17 protein-coding genes are annotated in these 17,785 nt (G+C 68.0%); 11 read left to right on the forward strand and 6 right to left on the reverse strand.

Going from position 1 to position 17,785, the window contains the following annotated elements; genetic code table 11:
* Window positions 1-60: 60 nt before the first annotated feature.
* The 4 genes from FOC67_RS24535 to desA form a co-directional block, all read right to left on the reverse strand.
* Entirely contained in the window at window positions 61-1,023 is a 963-nt protein-coding gene (locus tag FOC67_RS24535) for a LysR family transcriptional regulator (RefSeq protein ID WP_009315018.1), read from the reverse strand.
* A 52-nt stretch (window positions 1,024-1,075) separates the two neighbouring features.
* Window positions 1,076-2,032: an agmatinase gene (speB, locus tag FOC67_RS24540; RefSeq protein WP_003112934.1), complete on the reverse strand. Its 957-nt coding sequence runs from the start codon at window positions 2,030-2,032 to the stop codon at window positions 1,076-1,078.
* Window positions 2,033-2,087: 55 nt separating this feature from the next.
* Entirely contained in the window at window positions 2,088-3,473 is a 1,386-nt protein-coding gene (locus FOC67_RS24545) for a sodium:solute symporter (RefSeq protein WP_003144950.1), read from the reverse strand.
* A gap of 228 nt (window positions 3,474-3,701) precedes the next feature.
* Window positions 3,702-4,880: a delta-9 fatty acid desaturase DesA gene (gene desA / locus FOC67_RS24550; protein ID WP_003084252.1), complete on the reverse strand. Its 1,179-nt coding sequence runs from the start codon at window positions 4,878-4,880 to the stop codon at window positions 3,702-3,704.
* Window positions 4,881-5,051: 171 nt separating this feature from the next.
* Here desA and FOC67_RS24555 point away from each other — a divergent pair, with 171 nt between their 5' ends.
* From FOC67_RS24555 to FOC67_RS24580, 6 genes are all read left to right on the forward strand, one after another.
* On the forward strand, window positions 5,052-7,334 hold the full coding sequence (locus FOC67_RS24555; protein ID WP_003084250.1) for a bifunctional diguanylate cyclase/phosphodiesterase: 2,283 nt from the start codon (window positions 5,052-5,054) through the stop codon (window positions 7,332-7,334).
* 163 nt (window positions 7,335-7,497) lie between these two features.
* Entirely contained in the window at window positions 7,498-7,680 is a 183-nt protein-coding gene (gene oscA, locus FOC67_RS24560) for a sulfur starvation response protein OscA (protein ID WP_003084246.1), read from the forward strand.
* A 176-nt stretch (window positions 7,681-7,856) separates the two neighbouring features.
* On the forward strand, window positions 7,857-8,855 hold the full coding sequence (locus tag FOC67_RS24565) for a sulfate ABC transporter substrate-binding protein (protein WP_003084243.1): 999 nt from the start codon (window positions 7,857-7,859) through the stop codon (window positions 8,853-8,855).
* Window positions 8,856-9,016: 161 nt separating this feature from the next.
* The gene (gene cysT, locus FOC67_RS24570) at window positions 9,017-9,835 is read left to right on the forward strand and encodes a sulfate ABC transporter permease subunit CysT (protein ID WP_003084241.1); all 819 of its coding nucleotides are present in this window, start codon (window positions 9,017-9,019) and stop codon (window positions 9,833-9,835) included.
* Window positions 9,836-9,845: 10 nt separating this feature from the next.
* Window positions 9,846-10,715, forward strand: coding sequence for a sulfate ABC transporter permease subunit CysW (gene cysW / locus FOC67_RS24575; RefSeq protein ID WP_003084239.1), 870 nt, complete (start codon window positions 9,846-9,848; stop codon window positions 10,713-10,715).
* 3 nt (window positions 10,716-10,718) lie between these two features.
* A complete protein-coding gene (locus tag FOC67_RS24580) occupies window positions 10,719-11,708 on the forward strand; it encodes a sulfate/molybdate ABC transporter ATP-binding protein (RefSeq protein ID WP_003104490.1) in 990 nt (329 codons plus the stop codon).
* 12 nt (window positions 11,709-11,720) lie between these two features.
* Here FOC67_RS24580 and FOC67_RS24585 read toward each other — a convergent pair whose 3' ends face one another.
* Window positions 11,721-12,419 (reverse strand): helix-turn-helix transcriptional regulator, encoded by a 699-nt coding sequence (locus FOC67_RS24585; protein WP_003137212.1) that lies wholly within the window; start codon window positions 12,417-12,419, stop codon window positions 11,721-11,723.
* Between the two features lie 93 nt (window positions 12,420-12,512).
* Here FOC67_RS24585 and FOC67_RS24590 point away from each other — a divergent pair, with 93 nt between their 5' ends.
* On the forward strand, window positions 12,513-13,265 hold the full coding sequence (locus FOC67_RS24590; protein WP_009315017.1) for a sulfite exporter TauE/SafE family protein: 753 nt from the start codon (window positions 12,513-12,515) through the stop codon (window positions 13,263-13,265).
* Between the two features lie 171 nt (window positions 13,266-13,436).
* Window positions 13,437-14,195, forward strand: a complete 759-nt coding sequence (locus FOC67_RS24595) for a M48 family metallopeptidase (RefSeq protein WP_009315016.1) — start codon at window positions 13,437-13,439, stop codon at window positions 14,193-14,195.
* A gap of 39 nt (window positions 14,196-14,234) precedes the next feature.
* Here the strand turns inward: FOC67_RS24595 and FOC67_RS24600 are convergent, their stop codons facing one another.
* Window positions 14,235-14,750, reverse strand: a complete 516-nt coding sequence (locus FOC67_RS24600; protein ID WP_003084225.1) for a DUF962 domain-containing protein — start codon at window positions 14,748-14,750, stop codon at window positions 14,235-14,237.
* Between the two features lie 75 nt (window positions 14,751-14,825).
* Between FOC67_RS24600 and FOC67_RS24605 the strand changes: the two genes are divergently transcribed.
* From FOC67_RS24605 to FOC67_RS24615, 3 genes are all read left to right on the forward strand, one after another.
* Window positions 14,826-15,512 (forward strand): Crp/Fnr family transcriptional regulator, encoded by a 687-nt coding sequence (locus FOC67_RS24605; protein ID WP_003128506.1) that lies wholly within the window; start codon window positions 14,826-14,828, stop codon window positions 15,510-15,512.
* Window positions 15,513-15,620: 108 nt separating this feature from the next.
* Window positions 15,621-16,391, forward strand: coding sequence for a hypothetical protein (locus FOC67_RS24610; protein WP_009315015.1), 771 nt, complete (start codon window positions 15,621-15,623; stop codon window positions 16,389-16,391).
* Between the two features lie 162 nt (window positions 16,392-16,553).
* Entirely contained in the window at window positions 16,554-17,768 is a 1,215-nt protein-coding gene (locus FOC67_RS24615) for a cyanate transporter (RefSeq protein WP_134278650.1), read from the forward strand.
* Window positions 17,769-17,785: the final 17 nt, after the last annotated feature.

Here is a 17,785-nt window from a genome sequence, read left to right on the forward strand (position 1 = left end):
TCGCGGCGATACAGAAATGCCCGCCGAACGGCAGGGAAAGGCTCCAGCCAGTGCGCTCGATCACAATTGCCGAGCGATGCCGTTCGTATTCGCCGGAGCCTGCACGCCCAATTGTTTCTGCGCCTCGAACAGCGAGCGCAGGAACAGGGTCAGGGTCGGTCGTTCTTCGTGTCCCTGGCGGGTAATGCAATGGAATTCCGAGTCGTAGGCCAGTTGCCGTGGCCGGATCGCCCGCATGCGCCCTTCGGCGACCCAGGTGGCGGCATAGTGCGTCGGCAGGTAGCCGATGTAGGTGCCGCTGAAGACCAGGGTAGCGATGGCCTCCATGGTGTAGGCGTCGGTCCCCTGGTTGAAGCGCAGGTCGTGCGGGCGATGGTTTTCCGCCATGTAGCCGCGGCCGACATAGTCGGCGGCGCAGATCTCGCCCAGCGTCGGCTCGTCGTCCGCCCGGGCGAAGAAGGGGTGCGCGCTGCCGCAATAGAGGTTCTGCTCCTCGCGGAACAGGGGTTGGTAGTAGAGCCCGGACAACCGGTGGTGAAAGGCCCCCACCGCCAGTTGCAGGCGCTCTTCCAGCACCGCGTGTTCGAGTTCGTCGGGACGCCGCGTGTGCAGCTTGAGCAGCACCTCCGGGGCGCGCTGGCGAAACAGCCGGATGGCCAGCGGCAACGGCAGGCAATGCTGGCCGATGACGCCATCGACGCAGCCCAGGTGCAACGCCTCGCGATCGCGCCCGCCGAGGCCGCGGACCTGCTCGCGAAAACGGGCGATGTCGCTGAACAGGCCGAGCGCGGCGTCGTAGAGTTCCTGTCCCTCCTCGGTCAACTGGAAACCGCCGTTGCCGCGCCGGCACAGGGAATAGCCCAGGCGCACCTCCAAGTCGCGCACCAGCACGCTCAGGCGCGACAGGCTGGTGTTCAGGCGCGCCTGGGCGGCAGTGAAGCCGCCGGCCTCGACGATGGCGCAGAAGGTGCGCAGCATGCGCAGGTCGATGTCGTTGAGGTTGCCCAGCATTCCCGCCCCCATGGCGTTCGGTCCGCCTTCGTTATAGCGCCAAAGCCGGGCCGGCGGAACGCCGTCAGGCGCTTCGCGCGGCCGACTCGGCAAGCAGGCAGAGCAGCTCGAACATCATGGTCGCCCCCACCAGCGCCGTGGCGCCGCCGACATCGAACGGCGGCGAGACTTCCACCACGTCGGCGCCGACCAGGTCCAGCCCGCGCAGGCCGCGGACCAGCTGCTGGGCCTGGAGGCTGGTCATGCCGCCGATCTCCGGGGTGCCGGTGCCGGGCGCGAAGGCCGGGTCGAGCACGTCGACGTCGAAACTCACATAGGTCGGCCCGGCGCCCACCACCCGCCGCGCTTCGGCCAGGGTCGCCTCGACGCCCAGTTCGACGAACTCCTCCATGTGGATCACGCGGATGCCGCACTCGCGGGCGAAAGCGTCGTCGTCCGGCGAATACACCGAGCCGCGGATGCCGATCTGCACCGTGCGCAGCGGATCGAGCAGGCCTTCCTCTATGGCTCGGCGGAATGGCGTGCCGTGGGTGTAGGGGTTGTCGCCGAAGTAGCGGTCGTTGGTATCGGAATGCGCATCGAAATGCACCATGCCCAGCGGCCGCTCGCGACCCAGGGCGCGAAAGATCGGCAGGGTCACCAGGTGGTCGCCACCGACCGACAGCGGCAGGGTACCGGCGGCATGGACCTGGCGATAGAAGCCTTCGATGCGGCGCAGCGAATCGAGCAGGTCGATGGGATTCACCGGCGCGTCGCCGAGATCGCCGACCCGCACCAGGTCGTAGGGCGCGATGCGGCTGACGTGATGCACCTTGCGCATCAGGCTGGACAGGTTGCGCACCTCGCGCGGGCCATGGCGGGCACCGGCGCGGTTGGTGGTGCCGCCATCCCAGGGCACGCCGATCAGGCCGACCTGCAGCGCCGCCGGGTCGGTGAACGCCGGCAGGCGCATGAAGGTCGGGATACCGGCGAAGCGGGGAATCTCGGCGGCGTCGAGGGGCTGCGGATGGTCGTTCGACATGGGGCGTCTCCGTGTGGCGGGAAGAAAGCGCCGGGCGCCGCCCGGCGCGGTGGGTTCATTCCGGCTGGGCTCGCAGGCTGGCGGCAGGACGGGTAGCCAGGCTGACCGCGACGAAGGTCGCCAGGCTGGCCAGCAGGCCGTAGACGATCGGCGAGTTGGCGAGCAGGCCGTCGCGGGCCATGCAGACGATCACCGCCAGGCAACCGGCGACGATGCTGGCGATCGCTCCCTGCGGACTGGCCCGACGCCACAGCAGCGCGCCGACGATCGGCACCAGCAGGCCGCCGACCAGCAGGTTGTAGGCGATGCTCAGGGCCGCGATGACATCGTTGACCAGGCACGCCAGGACCAGCATCGCCACGCCCATCAGCAGGGTGATGCAACGGCTCAGGCGGATGTCGCTGGTGGTACCGGGGCGCAGGAAGCGCGCGTAGATGTCTTCCTGCAGCACGGTGGCCGCCGCCAGCAGGCACCCACTGGCGGTGGACATGATCGCCGACAGCGCGGCCGCCACCACCAGGCCGCGTAGGCCCGGCGCCAGTACCTCGCGGGTGATCTCGGCGTAGGCGTTCTCCGGCACCGCCAGGTCCGGCAGGAGGACCCGCGCCGCCGCGCCGATCAGCGCGCAGGCGGCGCCGTAGAGCATGCAGTAGACGCCGGCGCCAAGCCCGGCGTAGCGCACCACCGTCTCGCTGCGCGCGGTGAACACCCGCTGCCAGATGTCCTGGCCGATCAGCGCGCCGAAGAAGTACAGGAGGAAGTAGGTGAGTATGGTATCCAGGCCGATGTGGCCGAGGTCGAAAAAGCCCGCCGGCAGCACCTCCTGCATGCGCGCCAGGCCACCGGCGCCGTCGATCGACAACGGCAGCAGGACCAGGAAGATACCGACGGTCTTGATCACGAACTGGATGATGTCGGTCAGCGTAAGCGACCACATGCCGCCGATCACCGAATAGACGATGACGATCCCGCCACCGCAGAGGATCGCCGGGATCCGCGGGATGCCGAATACCACCTCGGTGACCGAGCCGATGGCGATGGTCGCGGTGACCGCCACCATCAGGTCGTAGGCGACCATGACCACCCCGCCGATCAGGCGCGAGGAGGCCTGGTAGCGCTGCTCCAGCACCTGGGTCACGGTGAACACCCGCAGGCGCGCGATCTGCCGCGAGAACACCAGGCTGAGGACGATGATCCCCAGGCCGAGCATGAACACCAGCCACAAGCCGGACAGGCCGAACTGGTAGCCGAGCTTGACCGTACCGATGGTCGACGCGCCGCCGAGCACCACCGCGGCCATGGTTCCCAGGTAGAGGCCGGGGCCGAGGCGGCGTCCGGCGACGAGGAAATCGCTCTGGCTCTTCGCCTTGCGCATTCCGTACCAGCCCAGGCCCAGCATGGCCAGGGCGTAGACCAGCATGATCAGGTAATCCAGCAACATCGCCCGCGCTCCTTTTCTTGTTGTTCTGCGTGACGCCCGGCGTGGCGCCTGGGCACGCCGAAGATAGGCCGGGCGCCGCCCGGGCTGAATCCCGGATCGGGCAAGTCGACTTGCGGAGGAAGAGAAGTATCGGCGGGGCGTCGCATTGGCGACGCCGAAACGCAACGCGCCGGCAGGAGCCGGCGCGTTGCAGAGGCGGCTGACGCACCCGCGAGGGCGCGTCAGGCGTCAGGCGGGACGCAGCGAGTAGGTCTTCAGTTGCGCGGCGAACTCCTTCAACGACTGGATACCGCTGGCTTCCGCCTCATGCACCCAGTCCTTGATCGCCGCCAGCATGTCGTGGCCGTTGGCGCTGGTCTTGGCCCAGATCTGCTGCAACGCCAGGCGCTTCTCGTAGATCACCTTCAGCGCCTGGCTGTGGGCGAGCATCGAGTCGATGCGCACGTGGTGGCGGTCCTGCAGCAGGCTGGTCTCGCGCGACAGCAGGCGCTTGGCGCGGCGGAACAGGTGGCGCACCGACTCGTCGGCCTTGGCCACTTCCTGTTTGACCAGCGGCGCGATCACCAGCTTGCGGTACTGCGCCATGATCTGGAAGCGGTTGTTGAGGATCGCCATGGCGGTATCCATGTCCAGGCTGTGCTTGCCTTCGACCCGATGGGCGATCGGCGCGACCCGGGCGACCCTGGCCAGGCGCAGGAAACTGAACAGCTTGATCCAGGCCCAGCCCAGGTCGAATTCCCACTTCTTCACCGACAGCTTGGCCGAGTTCGGGTAGGTGTGGTGGTTGTTGTGCAGCTCTTCGCCACCGATGAGGATGCCCCAGGGCACCAGGTTGGTGGCGGCGTCGCGGCATTCGAAGTTGCGATAGCCGACCGCGTGGCCGAGGCCGTTGACCACGCCGGCGGCCCAGAACGGAATCCATGCCATCTGCACGGCCCAGACGGTCAGGCCAAGGGCGCCGAACAGGGCCAGGTCGATGAGCGCCATCAGCACCACGCCGCCGATCGGGAAGCGCGAGTAGAGATTGCGCTCGATCCAGTCGTCCGGGCAGTTCTTGCCGTAGATGCGCAGGGTGTCCTGGTTCTTCGCCTCGGCCTTGTACAGCTCCGCGCCTGCGCGCAGGACGGTGAACAGGCCCTTGTGCACCGGGCTGTGCGGATCCTCGACGGTCTCGCACTTGGCATGGTGCTTACGGTGGATCGCGGTCCATTCGCGCGTGTTCATCCCTGTGGTCAACCACAACCAGAAACGGAAGAAGTGCTGCAACGCAGGGTGCAGGTCGAGTGCACGGTGGGCGGAATAGCGATGCAGGTAGACGGTCACGCTGACGATGGTGATATGCGTCAGCACCAGGGTAACTGCCACCAGTTGCCAGGGCGACAGGTCGAGAAAACCGTTGAACCACATAGGCGGTACTGAACCTCGGGGGGATTTGGGAGTGATGAGGGCCTTGTCTGACAAAACCTGGGGGCATTATCACCAAGCGGCTGGGGATTACCATCCGTTCTTTTAGATATGAACAGGGCCGGATGGCCATCATTTATACTGCCCGGCCAATAATTGCCCACTGAAAATCCCATGAGCCCCCGCCTGAGTGCCCTTCGCCTGAGCCTGGCTTATCTCGCAATCGCCATCGCCTGGGCGTTCCTGAGCGATCATTTGTTACAAAACCAGGTCCAGGACCACGACCAGCTGGTGTTCTGGATGACCGCCAAGCGGCTGTTCTTCTTCGCCGCAACCGGCCTGCTCCTGTACCTCTACCTGGTACGCCAATTCCGCCGCAAGGCCCAGGCCTACGACGAACTGCACGGCAGCGAGCAGCGCCTGAACCGTGCCCTGGAAGCGGTGCGCGACGGTCTCTGGGATTGGGACCTGGTGACCGACCGGATGTTCGTCTCGCCGGGCTACGCCGCGCTGATCGGCCTCGCTCCGGAGGAACTCGGCGACCCCATCGAGACCTGGAAGAAGCGCCTGCACCCGGAAGAGTACGCCACCGTGCTGGAGGCCCACCGCAACCACCTGCAGGGCCTGACCGACAATCTCGACCACATCTACCGCCTGCGCCACAAGGACGGCGACTACCGCTGGATCCACTCGCGCGGCCGGGTCCTCCGCGATGCCCTGGGCAAGCCGCTGCACTACACCGGCGTGGCCCGCGACATCACCCTGCAGCGGCTCAAGGAAGACCACCTGCGCCAGGCCGCGGCGGTATTCGACAGCACCCGCGAGGGCGTTCTGGTCACCGATGCCCAGGCGGTGATCGTGCACGTCAACCCTTCCTTCGAGCGCATCACCGGCTACCGTTCCGAGGACGTGCTCGGCAAGACCCCGGCGATCCTCCGCTCCGGCCGCCAGGACCAGGCGTTCTACCAGCGCCTGTGGCTGGCCCTGCGCGAGCAGGACGTCTGGAGCGGAGAGATCTGGAACCGTCGCAAGAGCGGCGAGATCTACCCGCAGTGGCTGCACATCCGCGCGGTGCGCAACGACCAGGGCCAACTGACCCACTACGTCGGGGTGTTCTCCGACCTGAGCAGCATCAAGCGCTCGGAGAACGAGCTGGACTTCCTCGCCCACCACGACTCGCTGACCGGCCTGCCCAACCGCGTGCTGCTGCGCGAGCGCATCGAGCAGGCGCTGGAGAACGGCAAGGACCGGACGGTGGCCGGGGCCCTGCTGCTGATCGACCTCGACCACTTCAAGCACATCAACGACAGCCTCGGCCATACAACTGGCGACATGCTCCTCAAGGAGGTCAGCAAGCGCCTGCAACACCAGCTCGACGAGCGCTGCCTGCTGTCGCGACTGGGCGGCGACGAATTCGCCATCCTCGTCGAGAACGACGACCCGGAAGCCGTCGCGCGACTCTCGCAGCGCATCCTCGACGGTTTCAACGCGCCGTTCGACATCCACTGCCAGCCGATCTATATCAGCGCCAGCCTCGGTGTCAGCCTCTACCCGGAAGACGCCAGCGACGTCGACCACCTGATGCAACACGCCGACGCCGCGCTGTTCCAGGCCAAGGACAGCGGGCGTAACGCCTACGCCTTCTACACCCGCGTGCTGACCGCCCGGGCCCGCGCCCATGTCCAGGTGGAATCGGCCCTGCGCCATGCGCTGGAGCACGACGAACTGCGCGTCCACTACCAGCCGGTGCACGACCTGGCCAGCGGGCGGATCGTCGGCGTCGAGTCGCTGGTGCGCTGGCAGCATCCCGAGCGCGGCCTGGTGCCGCCAGGCGAGTTCGTCCCGGTGGCGGAGGAATGCGGGCTGATCGCCGCGCTGGACAACTGGGTGCTCAAGCGTGCCTGCCGGCAGATGCGCGAATGGCAACAGCGCGGTGTCGAGCTGGAGTTCGTCGCGGTCAACGTCTCCAGCCGGCTGTTCAACCGCGGCGGCCTGGAGGAAAGGATCGCCAATGCCCTGGAAGAGTCCGGGCTGGAGCCCCGCTACCTGGAGCTGGAAGTCACCGAAAGCGCGGTGATGGAGGACTTCGAGCAGTCCCTCAACCTGCTCTGCCGCCTGCGCATCCTCGGCGTGAACCTGGCCATCGACGACTTCGGCACCGGCTATTCCTCGCTGATGCGCCTCAAGCGGCTGCCGGTGCACAAGCTGAAGATCGACCAGGGCTTCGTCGCCGGCCTGCCCGGCGCGGTGGACGACGCCGCGATCGCCCGTGCGATCGTTGCCCTGGCGCAAAGCATGGGGCTGCGGGTGGTTGCCGAGGGCATCGAGCACCAGGACCAGGCGCTGTTCCTGCGCGAACATGGCTGCGACTTCGGCCAAGGCTACTGGTACGGACGGCCGCAACCGGCGGAAGCGCTGCGCTTCGACCTGCCGCCCGTGGCGTTGCCGGAAGACTGAGCCTGGCGGCGAAGCCGGGCCGCTTCGCCGTCTTATAACCACTTTACCTATAAAGATTCTTAAACAATATTTTTAAGAATATTGCCCACTGCTTACTATGCGCCTCACGCCGCCTCCACTTCGTCGAGCAACGCGGCACCTCGAGCCACAGGAGCAGAGACCCATGAGCGCAACCCTCAGAAGCCTGGATGGCCAGGACGAAGCCACCATCCTGCGTGAAATCCAGAGTGCCCTGCGCGGCCTGCGCTTCGGCGCCGTCGAGATCACCGTGCACAACGGCCAGGTGGTGCAGATCGAGCGCAAGGAAAAATTCCGTCTGCAGCAACCGGCCGTCAAGCAGGCCTGAAGCACACGACCCGACTGGACCACCGGAGGCGTCTCGCCATGAACATCCGTTCGATACCCCATCCGCACCGGTACTGCAGCTGTCGGCCGCGAATGCGCGCCTGACGCCCCGTGTTCCCGTCGTTCCGCCAACACCCCATTAGAACAATCGAAACAGCACACACCTAGGAGCTGCACATGTCCCTTCGTCGTTTCGCCCTGGCCGCACTCGCCAGCGCCCTGGTCTCCGGCCCGGTTGCCGCGGCCACGCAACTGCTGAACGTTTCCTACGACCCGACCCGCGAGCTGTACCAGGCCTACAACGCGGCCTTCATCAAGCACTGGAAGGCCCAGGGCGGCGAGGACCTGACCGTCCAGCAGTCCCACGGCGGCTCCGGCAAGCAGGCCCGCGCGGTGATCGACGGGCTCAAGGCCGACGTGGTGACCCTGGCCCTGGCCGGCGACATCGACGAACTGCACAAGCTCGGCAAGCTGCTGCCGGCCGACTGGCAGGCACGCCTGCCGGACAACAGCACCCCCTACACCTCGACCATCGTGTTCCTGGTGCGCAAGGGCAACCCCAAGGGCATCAAGGACTGGGGCGACCTGACCAAGGAAGGCGTGGAAGTCATCACGCCGAACCCGAAGACCTCCGGCGGCGCGCGCTGGAACTTCCTCGCCGCCTGGGCCTGGGCGAAGAAGCAGTACGGCAGCGACGAGAAGGCCAAGGACTACGTGCAGGCGCTGTACAAGCACGTACCGGTGCTCGACACCGGCGCCCGCGGCTCGACCATCACCTTCGTCAACAACCAGATCGGCGACGTGCTGCTGGCCTGGGAGAACGAGGCGTTCCTGGCGAAGAAGGAACAGGGCGGGGAAAACTTCGAGATCGTCGTACCCTCCATCTCCATCCTCGCCGAACCGCCGGTCGCGGTGGTCGACAAGGTGGTCGAGAAGAAAGGCACCCGCAAGGTCGCCGAGGCCTACCTGCAATACCTGTACAGCGAGGAAGGCCAGCGCATCGCCGCACAGAACTTCTACCGGCCGCGCAACCAGAAGGTCGCCGCCGAGTTCGCCACGCAGTTCCCGAAACTGAACCTGGTCACCGTCGACTCCGATTTCGGCGGCTGGAAGACGGCCCAGCCGAAGTTCTTCAACGACGGGGGCATCTTCGACCAGATCTACCAGGCGCAATGATCGCGACGGCAGACCCGTCGCCCGAACCACGGCCCCTCTCCCAGACCCTCTCCCGGACGGGCGAGGGGGCTAGCAGGCCCGGTCCCGTACCGGGCCCACTGCCGGAAGGAACCGGCACCGGGAGAGCCACCAAGCGTTCCAACGCAGAGTAAGGACAGAACATGTCACGACGCATTTCCCCGGTCATACCCGGCTTCGGGCTGACCCTGGGATACACCCTGGTGTACCTCAGCCTGCTGGTCCTGATCCCGCTGGGGGCCATGTTCCTCAAGACCACCCAGCTCAGCTGGGAGCAATTCTGGGCCATCATCAGCGCGCCGCGGGTGCTCGCCGCGCTCAAGCTGAGCTTCGGCACCGCGCTCGCCGCCGCCGTGCTCAACGGCTTGATCGGCACGCTGCTGGCCTGGGTCCTGGTGCGCTACGAATTCCCCGGACGGAAGATCATCGATGCCATGATCGACCTGCCCTTCGCCCTACCCACCGCCGTCGCCGGTATCGCCCTCACCGCGCTCTATGCGCCGGCCGGCCTGGTCGGCCAGTTCGCCAGCGACCTCGGCTTCAAGATCGCCTATACCCCCCTGGGGATCACCCTGGCGCTGACCTTCGTGACCCTGCCGTTCGTGGTCCGCACGGTGCAGCCGGTGCTCGCCGACATTCCCAAGGAAGTCGAGGAAGCCGCCGCCTGCCTCGGCGCCAGGCCGCTGCAGGTGTTCCGCCATATCCTCGTGCCGGCGCTGCTGCCGGCCTGGCTGACCGGTTTCGCCCTGGCCTTCGCCCGGGGCGTCGGCGAATACGGCTCGGTGATCTTCATCGCCGGCAACATGCCGATGAAGACCGAGATCCTGCCGCTGCTGATCATGGTCAAGCTGGACCAGTACGACTACACCGGCGCCACCGCCATCGGCGTGCTGATGCTGGTGGTGTCCTTCATCCTGCTGCTGCTGATCAACCTGCTGCAGCGTCGCATCGAAACCCCGTAAGGAGGGCGCCATGTCCAGTGCAAGCATTTCCGCTGCCACCGCCAGCGCCTCCCGCCGCGGCAACGCCGGCGGCCGCCTGGCCCTGATCGTCCTGGCCTGGCTGGTCTTCGCCCTGTTCCTCCTGCTGCCGCTCTACGTGGTCCTGAGCGAGGCGCTGAAGCAGGGTTTCGGCACCTTCTTCGAGGCGATCCTCGAACCCGACGCGCTGGCCGCGCTGAAGCTGACCCTGATCGCGGTGGCCATCTCGGTGCCGCTCAACCTGCTGTTCGGCGTCGCCGCCGCCTGGTGCGTGAGCAAGTTCGAGTTTCGCGGCAAGAGCATCCTGGTGACCCTGATCGACCTGCCGTTCTCGGTCTCGCCGGTGATCGCCGGCCTGATCTACGTGCTGTTGTTCGGCGCCCAGGGCTACTTCGGCGAATGGCTGAGCGACCACGACATCCAGATCGTCTTCGCGGTGCCCGGCATCGTCCTGGCGACCCTCTTCGTCACCGTGCCCTTCGTCGCCCGCGAGCTGATCCCGCTGATGCAGGAGCAGGGCACCCAGGAGGAGGAGGCCGCCCGCCTGCTCGGCGCCAACGGCTGGCAGATGTTCTGGCACGTGACCCTGCCGAACATCAAGTGGGGCCTGATCTACGGCGTGGTGCTCTGCACCGCCCGGGCGATGGGCGAGTTCGGCGCGGTGTCGGTGGTTTCCGGGCACATCCGCGGCGTCACCAACACCCTGCCGCTGCACGTCGAGATCCTCTACAACGAATACAACCACGTCGCCGCCTTCAGCGTCGCCAGCCTGTTGCTGCTGATGGCGCTGGTCATCCTTCTGCTCAAGCAGTGGAGCGAATCCCGCATGTCCCGACTGAAAAGCAATGCTGACGAGGAATGAACCATGAGCATCGAAATCCGTAACGTCAGCAAGAACTTCAACGCCTTCAAGGCCCTGGACAACATCAACCTGGATATCCAGAGCGGCGAGCTGGTGGCCCTGCTCGGCCCCTCCGGGTGCGGCAAGACCACCCTGCTGCGGATCATCGCCGGGCTGGAAACCCCGGACGCCGGCAACATCGTGTTCCATGGCGAGGACGTCTCGCAGCACGACGTGCGCGACCGCAACGTCGGCTTCGTCTTCCAGCACTACGCGCTGTTCCGCCACATGACGGTGTTCGACAACGTCGCCTTCGGCCTGCGCATGAAGCCCAAGGGCGAGCGGCCGGGCGAGTCCGCGATCAAGGCCAAGGTCCACGAGCTGCTCAACATGGTGCAGCTCGACTGGCTCGCCGACCGCTATCCCGAGCAGCTCTCCGGTGGCCAGCGGCAGCGTATCGCCCTGGCCCGCGCGCTGGCGGTGGAGCCGAAGATCCTGCTCCTCGACGAACCCTTCGGCGCCCTCGACGCCAAGGTACGCAAGGAGCTGCGCCGCTGGCTGGCGCGCCTGCACGAGGAGATCAACCTGACCTCGGTGTTCGTCACCCACGACCAGGAAGAAGCGATGGAAGTGGCCGACCGCATCGTGGTGATGAACAAGGGCGTGATCGAGCAGATCGGCTCGCCCGGCGAGGTCTACGAGAACCCGGCCAGCGATTTCGTCTACCACTTCCTCGGCGACTCCAACCGCCTGCAACTGGGCAACGACCAGCACCTGCTGTTCCGCCCCCACGAAGTGTCGCTGTCGCGTTCCGCGGTGGCCGAGCACCGCGCCGCCGAGGTCCGCGACATCCGTCCGCTGGGGGCGATCACCCGGGTAACGCTGAAGGTCGACGGCCAGGACGAACTGATCGAAGCCGAAGTGGTGAAGGACCACGACAGCCTGGCCGGCCTGGCCCGCGGCGAGACCCTCTACTTCAAGCCGAAGGCCTTCCAGCCGGTGGCCAATCTCTGATCCCCGGCGGGTTCAGCCCGCCGTGCGTTCCGCCAGGCCGCGCAGTCCCGCGCGGCCCTTCGGCGACACCTGCAACGCCCGCGAGCCGTCCTGCGGCCGCAACCAGCCCTGGCGCAGACAGGCCTCCAGCAACGCCGCCCCCAGCGCGCCGCCGAGGTGCGGCTTGCGTTCGCTCCAGTCGGGGCAGGCGCAGGCGAACTGCCGACGGCGGCGGCGGACCTCCGCCAGGTCGATCCCCAACCCGGCCAGCCCGGCCTCGCCGGTCGCGCTCAGGCGCAGCGTCCTGCCCTCCTGCTCGATCCAGCCGGCATCCAGCATCCGTGCGAACACACCGACCGCGAGTTCGCCGGCCAGGTGGTCGTAGCAGGTCCGCGCCTCGCGCAACGCCGACGGCGTGCCGTGGCTCGGCGGCAGGCTGCGCCGCTGCGGCTGCAGGGCCAGGGAGGCGCTGGCCAGCGCTTCCACCGCCTGCCCCACTTCCGGCCCGGCCAGGCGATAGAAGCGATTGCGCCCGCGCGCCTCCAGGCTCAGCACGCCGCCCTCGACCAGCCGTCCCAGGTGGCCGCTGGCGGAGGACGGCGAAACGCCTGCCAGCAGCGCCAGCTCGCTGGCCGGGCGGGCGCTGCCATCCATCAGTGCCCAGATCATCTGCGCGCGGCCGGGATCGGCGAGCAGCGCCGCCAGCGAACTGAAGCCGGGATTGAATTGCATGCTTCACCTCCGGATGAAACATTGCCTGTCGACGACGAGAGATACTGGCCGCCATCGCCCGCTCGCGCCAGCCCGAGACAAGGAAGAACCCGCATGTCCGTCGACCTCCACGCCCTGATCCCGCTGATCGCCCTCACCTTCCTTCTCGCCGGCTTCGTCAAGGGCGTGGTCGGCCTGGGCCTGCCGACGGTCTCGGTGGGCCTGCTCGGCCTGGCCATGCCGCCGATGCAGGCGGCGGCGCTGCTGATCGTACCGTCGATGGTGACCAACCTCTGGCAGCTCGCCTGCGGCCCGCGCTTCCTCGGCTTGATGAAGCGCCTGGCCGGCCTGCTGCTCGGGGTGGTCGTGGGCACCCTGCTGGTCGGCGCATGGCTCGGCGGCGACGCGCCAAGGCAGGCCACCGGCGTGCTCGGCCTGGCCCTGGCGGCCTACGCGCTGCTCGGCCTGGCCGCGATCCCGCTGCACCTGCCGGCACGCCACGAGCCCTGGGCCGGCCCGCTGGTCGGGCTGGCGACCGGCGCGCTGACCGCGGTCACCGGGGTTTTCGTGATTCCCGCGGTGCCCTACCTGGGAGCCCTAGGATTGCCGCGCGACGAACTGGTCCAGGCCCTCGGCCTGTCGTTCAGCGCCTCGACCCTGGCCCTGGCGGTCACTCTCGGCGTGCATGGCGACCTGCTCGAACCGCAGATGCTCGGTGCCTCGCTGCTGACCCTGGTCCCGGCGCTGGGCGGGATGCTCCTCGGCCAGTGGCTGCGCCAGCGGATCAGCGCGGCGCTGTTCAGGCGCTGCTTCTTCGTCGGTCTCCTGCTGCTCGGCGCCGACCTCGCCTGGCGCGGTTTCCACTGACGCCAGGGACGCATTGCGCACCCGCCAGGGCGGGCCTGCGGCCTTCGCGGGACTTCCGACGAACGGCACAAGCCGCTATCATCCGCCGCCGCGCGACCCCCACCGGGCGCGCGGCACCGGGCGGAACACGCCCGTCCGGCACGGAACGCCACCTATCGCAAGGAGCACACGATGAAGATCCGTCTTTCCCTTTCCGCCCTGGCCCTCGCCTGCGCCACCCTGGCCGGCTGCCAGAACCTGCCCCAGGGGGACCTCATGCAGCACGGCATGATGGCGGTGAAGGCCGCTACCCTGAGCGACGCCGAGGTCCGCCAGGTCGCCGACCAGGCCTGTGCCGAGTCCGACCAGCAGAACCGCATCGCCCCGGCCAACAGCAAGTACGGCCAGCGCCTGGACAAGATCGCCAAGGCCCTGGGCGACCAGATCGACGGCGTGCCGGTGAACTACAAGGTCTACCTCACCGAGGAGGTCAACGCCTGGGCCATGGCCAACGGCTGCATCCGCGTCTACAGCGGGCTGATGGAGCTGATGAGCGACAACGAGATCGAAGGCGTACTCGGCCACGAGATGGGCCACGTCGCCCTCGGCCACACCCGCAAGGCCGCCCAGACCGCCTACGCGGCCGCCGCGGTGCGCGGCGCCGCCGGCGCCTCGAAGAGCGGCGCGCTGGCCGCCCTGTCCGGCTCCCAGCTGGGCGAACTCACGGAATCGCTGATCAACGCGCAGTTCTCCCAGTCCCAGGAGTCCGACGCCGACGATTTTTCCTACGAGCTACTGAAGAAGCGCGGAGTGAACACCCAGGGCCTGGTCACCGCCTTCGAGAAGCTGGCCAAGCTGGGCGGCGGCGACAGCAGCATGTTCGATTCGCACCCGGGCTCCCAGGCCCGCGCCGATCACATCCGCCAGCGCATCGCTGCGGATCGCAAGTAACGCTCCCGCCCCGGTCTCCCGCGCTCGCGGGAGACCTTCTCACGCCGCCCGCTTGTGCTCGCGAATGCAGGTCGGGCCGGCGCGCTCCTCGACCTCGCGCTGCACGTCGCCGCGCAGCCCCAGCAGAAAGGCCAGTTCCGCCAGCACGAAGAGCGGACCGACGATCAACCCGCTGAGATCGTCGACGAAGGCCGGCTTGCGCCCTTCGTAGTAATGACCGACGAACTGGATGATCCAGCCGACCACGAACAGGCCGACGCCCCAGCCCAGCCAGGCCGCGGTAGTCCCCGCCGCCAATTGCGCAGCGCCCCACACCGTCAGCGCCAGCAGCGCCGTCATGGCCGCGCCGAAGCGCAGGTCCAGGCGCAGGTAGAACAGCGCCGCGGCGAGCGCCAGCAGCAGCGCCGGAGACAGGCCGAACCCCAGCGCCGGCCGCGCCAGCAACACGGCGATGGAGAGGACGATCATCGGAATGCCGATGAAATGGCTGAAGATGTTGCGCCGGTCGCGGTGGTAGGCGGCGTATTGCGCAAGGTGATCGACTAGGGTTTTCATTGTTGTGGTCTCACGCCAGGGTTCTCGCATCATCGCGCCGCCCCGGTTTTCCACTCTGTCAGCTAGACGACAAACATGAACGAGCGTACCGACTACCGTTCGCAACTCCAGGCCGGCCGCTGGTTCCAGGGTTTGCCGGAGGCCTTGCAGACGCACCTGCTGGCACTCGCCCAACCGCGCCAGTTGCCGCCGGGCCAGCGCCTGTTCGCCCGCGGCGACGCGCCCTGCGGACTGTACTGCGTGGTCGAGGGCGCGATCCGTATCAGCGCGGTCAGCGAGAACGGCAAGGAGGCGCTGCTGATCCTGGTGGAAGCACCGCACTGGTTCGGCGAGATCGCCCTGTTCGACGGCCAGGCGCGCACCCACGACGCCTACGCCGAAGGCCACACCCAGCTACTCCAGGTACCGCAGGCGGCGCTGCTCGAACTGCTTCGCCGCGAGCCGCATTACTGGCGCGACATGGCCCTGCTGATGAGCCACAAGCTGCGCCTGGCATTCATCGCCCTGGAAGAGATGGCCCTGCTGCCGGCCGCGCAACGCCTGGCGCGGCGCCTGCTGATGCTCGCCGAGGGCTACGACAACAGCCGCAGCCGGCAGGTCTTGCACCTGCCGCAGGAACAGCTGGCATTGATGCTGTCGCTGTCGCGGCAGACCACCAACCAGATCCTCAAGGACCTCGAAGCCCAGGGCATCCTCCAGCTCAGCTACGGCGGCATCGAGATCCTCGACCTCGCCGGCCTGCGCGCGGCCACCCACGGCTGAGCGCGAATCACACTTTCGAACGCTTGCAGGCGCGCCATGGCCGGCTACCGTGTGCAGGGCACCTGCCCTCGGTGCGGATATCCATAACGACAACAACAGGATCTCCCCATGCTCCGTCCCGCGCTTCCCGCTGTCCTCTGTCTTTGCTGCCTGTTGCTGGCGCTGCCGGCGCGCGCCGCCCTCGACGACCAGCAACGCGCCCTGCAACAACTGCAGGTCCAGGCCTGTCGCGCGGTGGGCAGCCTGTTGCTGCTGCGCGGCGAGGGCTTCCAGGAACAGCACGCGGCGCAACTGGAGAAGGATCTCGCCAGCCTCGACCGCGCGCTCGCCGCCGCCCCCGAGGGGGTGCTCCTGCGGCAAGGCGAAAGGACGCTGGTGGCGCGCATCCGTGAAGGCGCGGCCTACGGCCCCCGCGAGGAGGACCTGCCCTGGCGCTACCCGCAGCAACTGAGTCGCGCCCTGCGTGACTTCCTCAACCTGGTGGAACGCCAGGTGCCGCCGCCCCCGCCAGGCCAGCCCCTGCCGCTCTGGCAGTTGCCGGTGCGGGTCGAGTACCTGTCCCTGCAATACCTGGCGCGCGCCTACCTGGGCGGGCTGGAGATTGCCCGCGAACAGCCCCGGGACTATCTCGGCCAGGACGAGAGCGTGCTGGTTCCGCTGATCGACCGGCGCATCGCCCTGCTGGTGGCGCAAAGCGCCAACCCGGCGGGACTGAAGAAACTGGAAAACCGCTGGGAGTACCTGAGCCAGGCCCTGCGCGACCTGAACAGCAAGAGCAGCGCGCTGGTCAGCGCTTCCGGCAGGCCCTGGGCGCCGATCATCGTCGACCGCCACGCGCGGGCCCTGAGCGAAAGCCTGATGCGCTTGAGCGCGGAGTGAGGCCACGCGCCGCACGGGGCGGATAACCTCGCCACTCGCCACGCTGCGCCAGCGTCCGCCCCGACTCCCTGGCCAGCGCATTTTTTCGAATCCGCCCTGCGGATTTTGATTTGCCGCCACGCCCTGGCGCAGGCGCAATGGTGCTCCCGAAAGGAGATCGCCATGCCCACTGCCAACCCACCCTGCCGCACCCTCTGGCTGATGGCCGCCATCGTCCTGGTCGGCCTCAACCTGCGGCCCTCCATGGCCGCCGTCGGCCCACTGCTGAACGCCATGCTCGGCGAGATCGCGCTCAGCTTCGGCGACGTCTCGCTGCTGACCGCCCTGCCGGTGCTGACCCTCGGCCTCGGCATGTTCTTCGGCCTGGGCATCGCCCGCCGCGTCGGCGAGTGGCGTTCGGTGGCCCTCGCCCTGCTGCTGATCGGCGCCGCCAGCGCCCTGCGCCTGGGCAGCCGAGGCCTGCCCGACCTGCTCGGCAGCGCCATGCTTGCCGGTCTCGGCATCGCCCTGATCCAGGCGCTGATGCCGGCCCTGATCAAGGCCCGTTTCGGCGCGCGCACGCCGCTCTGCATGGGGCTCTACGTCACCGCCATCATGGCTGGCGCGGCGCTGTCCGCCAGCGCCGCGCCGACCCTGGCGGAGCACGCCGGCTGGCGGCTCGGCCTCGGTGCCTGGGCGGCGCTCGCCGCGCTCGCGCTGCTGGCCTGGTGGCTGCAACCCGGCACCCGCCTGCGCCTGCCCGCCGCGCAGCCCGGCAGGAGCCTCCTGCGCTATCCGCGGACCTGGCTGCTGGTCCTGTTCTTCGGCCTCGGCACGGCCTGCTACACCTGCGTGCTGGCCTGGCTCGCGCCCTATTACCTGGAGCAGGGCTGGAGCGCCCAGGAATCCGGGCTGCTGCTCGGTTTCCTGACGGCCATGGAGGTGCTCTCCGGGTTGCTCGCGCCGGCCCTGGCCAGCCGCTCGCGGGATCGCCGCCCGGTGCTGGTCGGGCTAACGGCGCTGATGCTGGCCGGCTTCCTCGGCCTCGCCTGGGCGCCGGCCAGCCTGCCGCTGCTCTGGGCGCTGTGCCTCGGACTGGGCATCGGCGGGCTGTTCCCCATGGGCTTGATCGTCTGCCTCGACCACTTCGACGCGCCGCAACGCGCCGGTCAACTGGCTGCCCTGGTACAAGGCGCCGGCTACCTGATCGCCGGGGTCTCGCCATGGGTCGCCGGGCTGCTGCGCGACAGCCTCGGCAGCTTCACCGGCGCCTGGCTCGGACTGACCGCGGTGGCGGCGCTGCTGCTGGGACTGGGCCTGCGCTTCGACCCACGGCGCTATGCGGCACTGTTCGCCGAGCGGCAGGCGCGAGACGTCGGCGCCGAAAGCTTGCGCTGAGGAAGGGGACGGGTTCT

Origin of the sequence: Pseudomonas sp. FDAARGOS_761 (assembly GCF_013343155.1) — a bacterium.
GTDB classification, from domain to species: Bacteria; Pseudomonadota; Gammaproteobacteria; order Pseudomonadales; family Pseudomonadaceae; genus Pseudomonas; species Pseudomonas aeruginosa.

Bases quoted from the DNA above. Each gene is read 5' to 3' on its own strand.
- speB (WP_003112934.1), bottom strand. From the start codon at position 2,032: ATGTCGAACGACCATCCGCAGCCCCTCGACGCCGCCGAGATTCCCCGC.
- oscA (WP_003084246.1), top strand. From the start codon at position 7,498: ATGAGCGCAACCCTCAGAAGCCTGGATGGCCAGGACGAAGCCACCATC.
- FOC67_RS24590 (WP_009315017.1), top strand. From the start codon at position 12,513: ATGTCCGTCGACCTCCACGCCCTGATCCCGCTGATCGCCCTCACCTTC.
- desA (WP_003084252.1), bottom strand. From the start codon at position 4,880: ATGTGGTTCAACGGTTTTCTCGACCTGTCGCCCTGGCAACTGGTGGCA.
- FOC67_RS24555 (WP_003084250.1), top strand. From the start codon at position 5,052: ATGAGCCCCCGCCTGAGTGCCCTTCGCCTGAGCCTGGCTTATCTCGCA.
- FOC67_RS24605 (WP_003128506.1), top strand. From the start codon at position 14,826: ATGAACGAGCGTACCGACTACCGTTCGCAACTCCAGGCCGGCCGCTGG.
- FOC67_RS24600 (WP_003084225.1), bottom strand. From the start codon at position 14,750: ATGAAAACCCTAGTCGATCACCTTGCGCAATACGCCGCCTACCACCGC.
- FOC67_RS24580 (WP_003104490.1), top strand. From the start codon at position 10,719: ATGAGCATCGAAATCCGTAACGTCAGCAAGAACTTCAACGCCTTCAAG.
- FOC67_RS24615 (WP_134278650.1), top strand. From the start codon at position 16,554: ATGCCCACTGCCAACCCACCCTGCCGCACCCTCTGGCTGATGGCCGCC.
- FOC67_RS24545 (WP_003144950.1), bottom strand. From the start codon at position 3,473: ATGTTGCTGGATTACCTGATCATGCTGGTCTACGCCCTGGCCATGCTG.
- cysW (WP_003084239.1), top strand. From the start codon at position 9,846: ATGTCCAGTGCAAGCATTTCCGCTGCCACCGCCAGCGCCTCCCGCCGC.
- FOC67_RS24535 (WP_009315018.1), bottom strand. From the start codon at position 1,023: ATGGGGGCGGGAATGCTGGGCAACCTCAACGACATCGACCTGCGCATG.
- FOC67_RS24565 (WP_003084243.1), top strand. From the start codon at position 7,857: ATGTCCCTTCGTCGTTTCGCCCTGGCCGCACTCGCCAGCGCCCTGGTC.
- FOC67_RS24610 (WP_009315015.1), top strand. From the start codon at position 15,621: ATGCTCCGTCCCGCGCTTCCCGCTGTCCTCTGTCTTTGCTGCCTGTTG.
- FOC67_RS24595 (WP_009315016.1), top strand. From the start codon at position 13,437: ATGAAGATCCGTCTTTCCCTTTCCGCCCTGGCCCTCGCCTGCGCCACC.
- cysT (WP_003084241.1), top strand. From the start codon at position 9,017: ATGTCACGACGCATTTCCCCGGTCATACCCGGCTTCGGGCTGACCCTG.
- FOC67_RS24585 (WP_003137212.1), bottom strand. From the start codon at position 12,419: ATGCAATTCAATCCCGGCTTCAGTTCGCTGGCGGCGCTGCTCGCCGAT.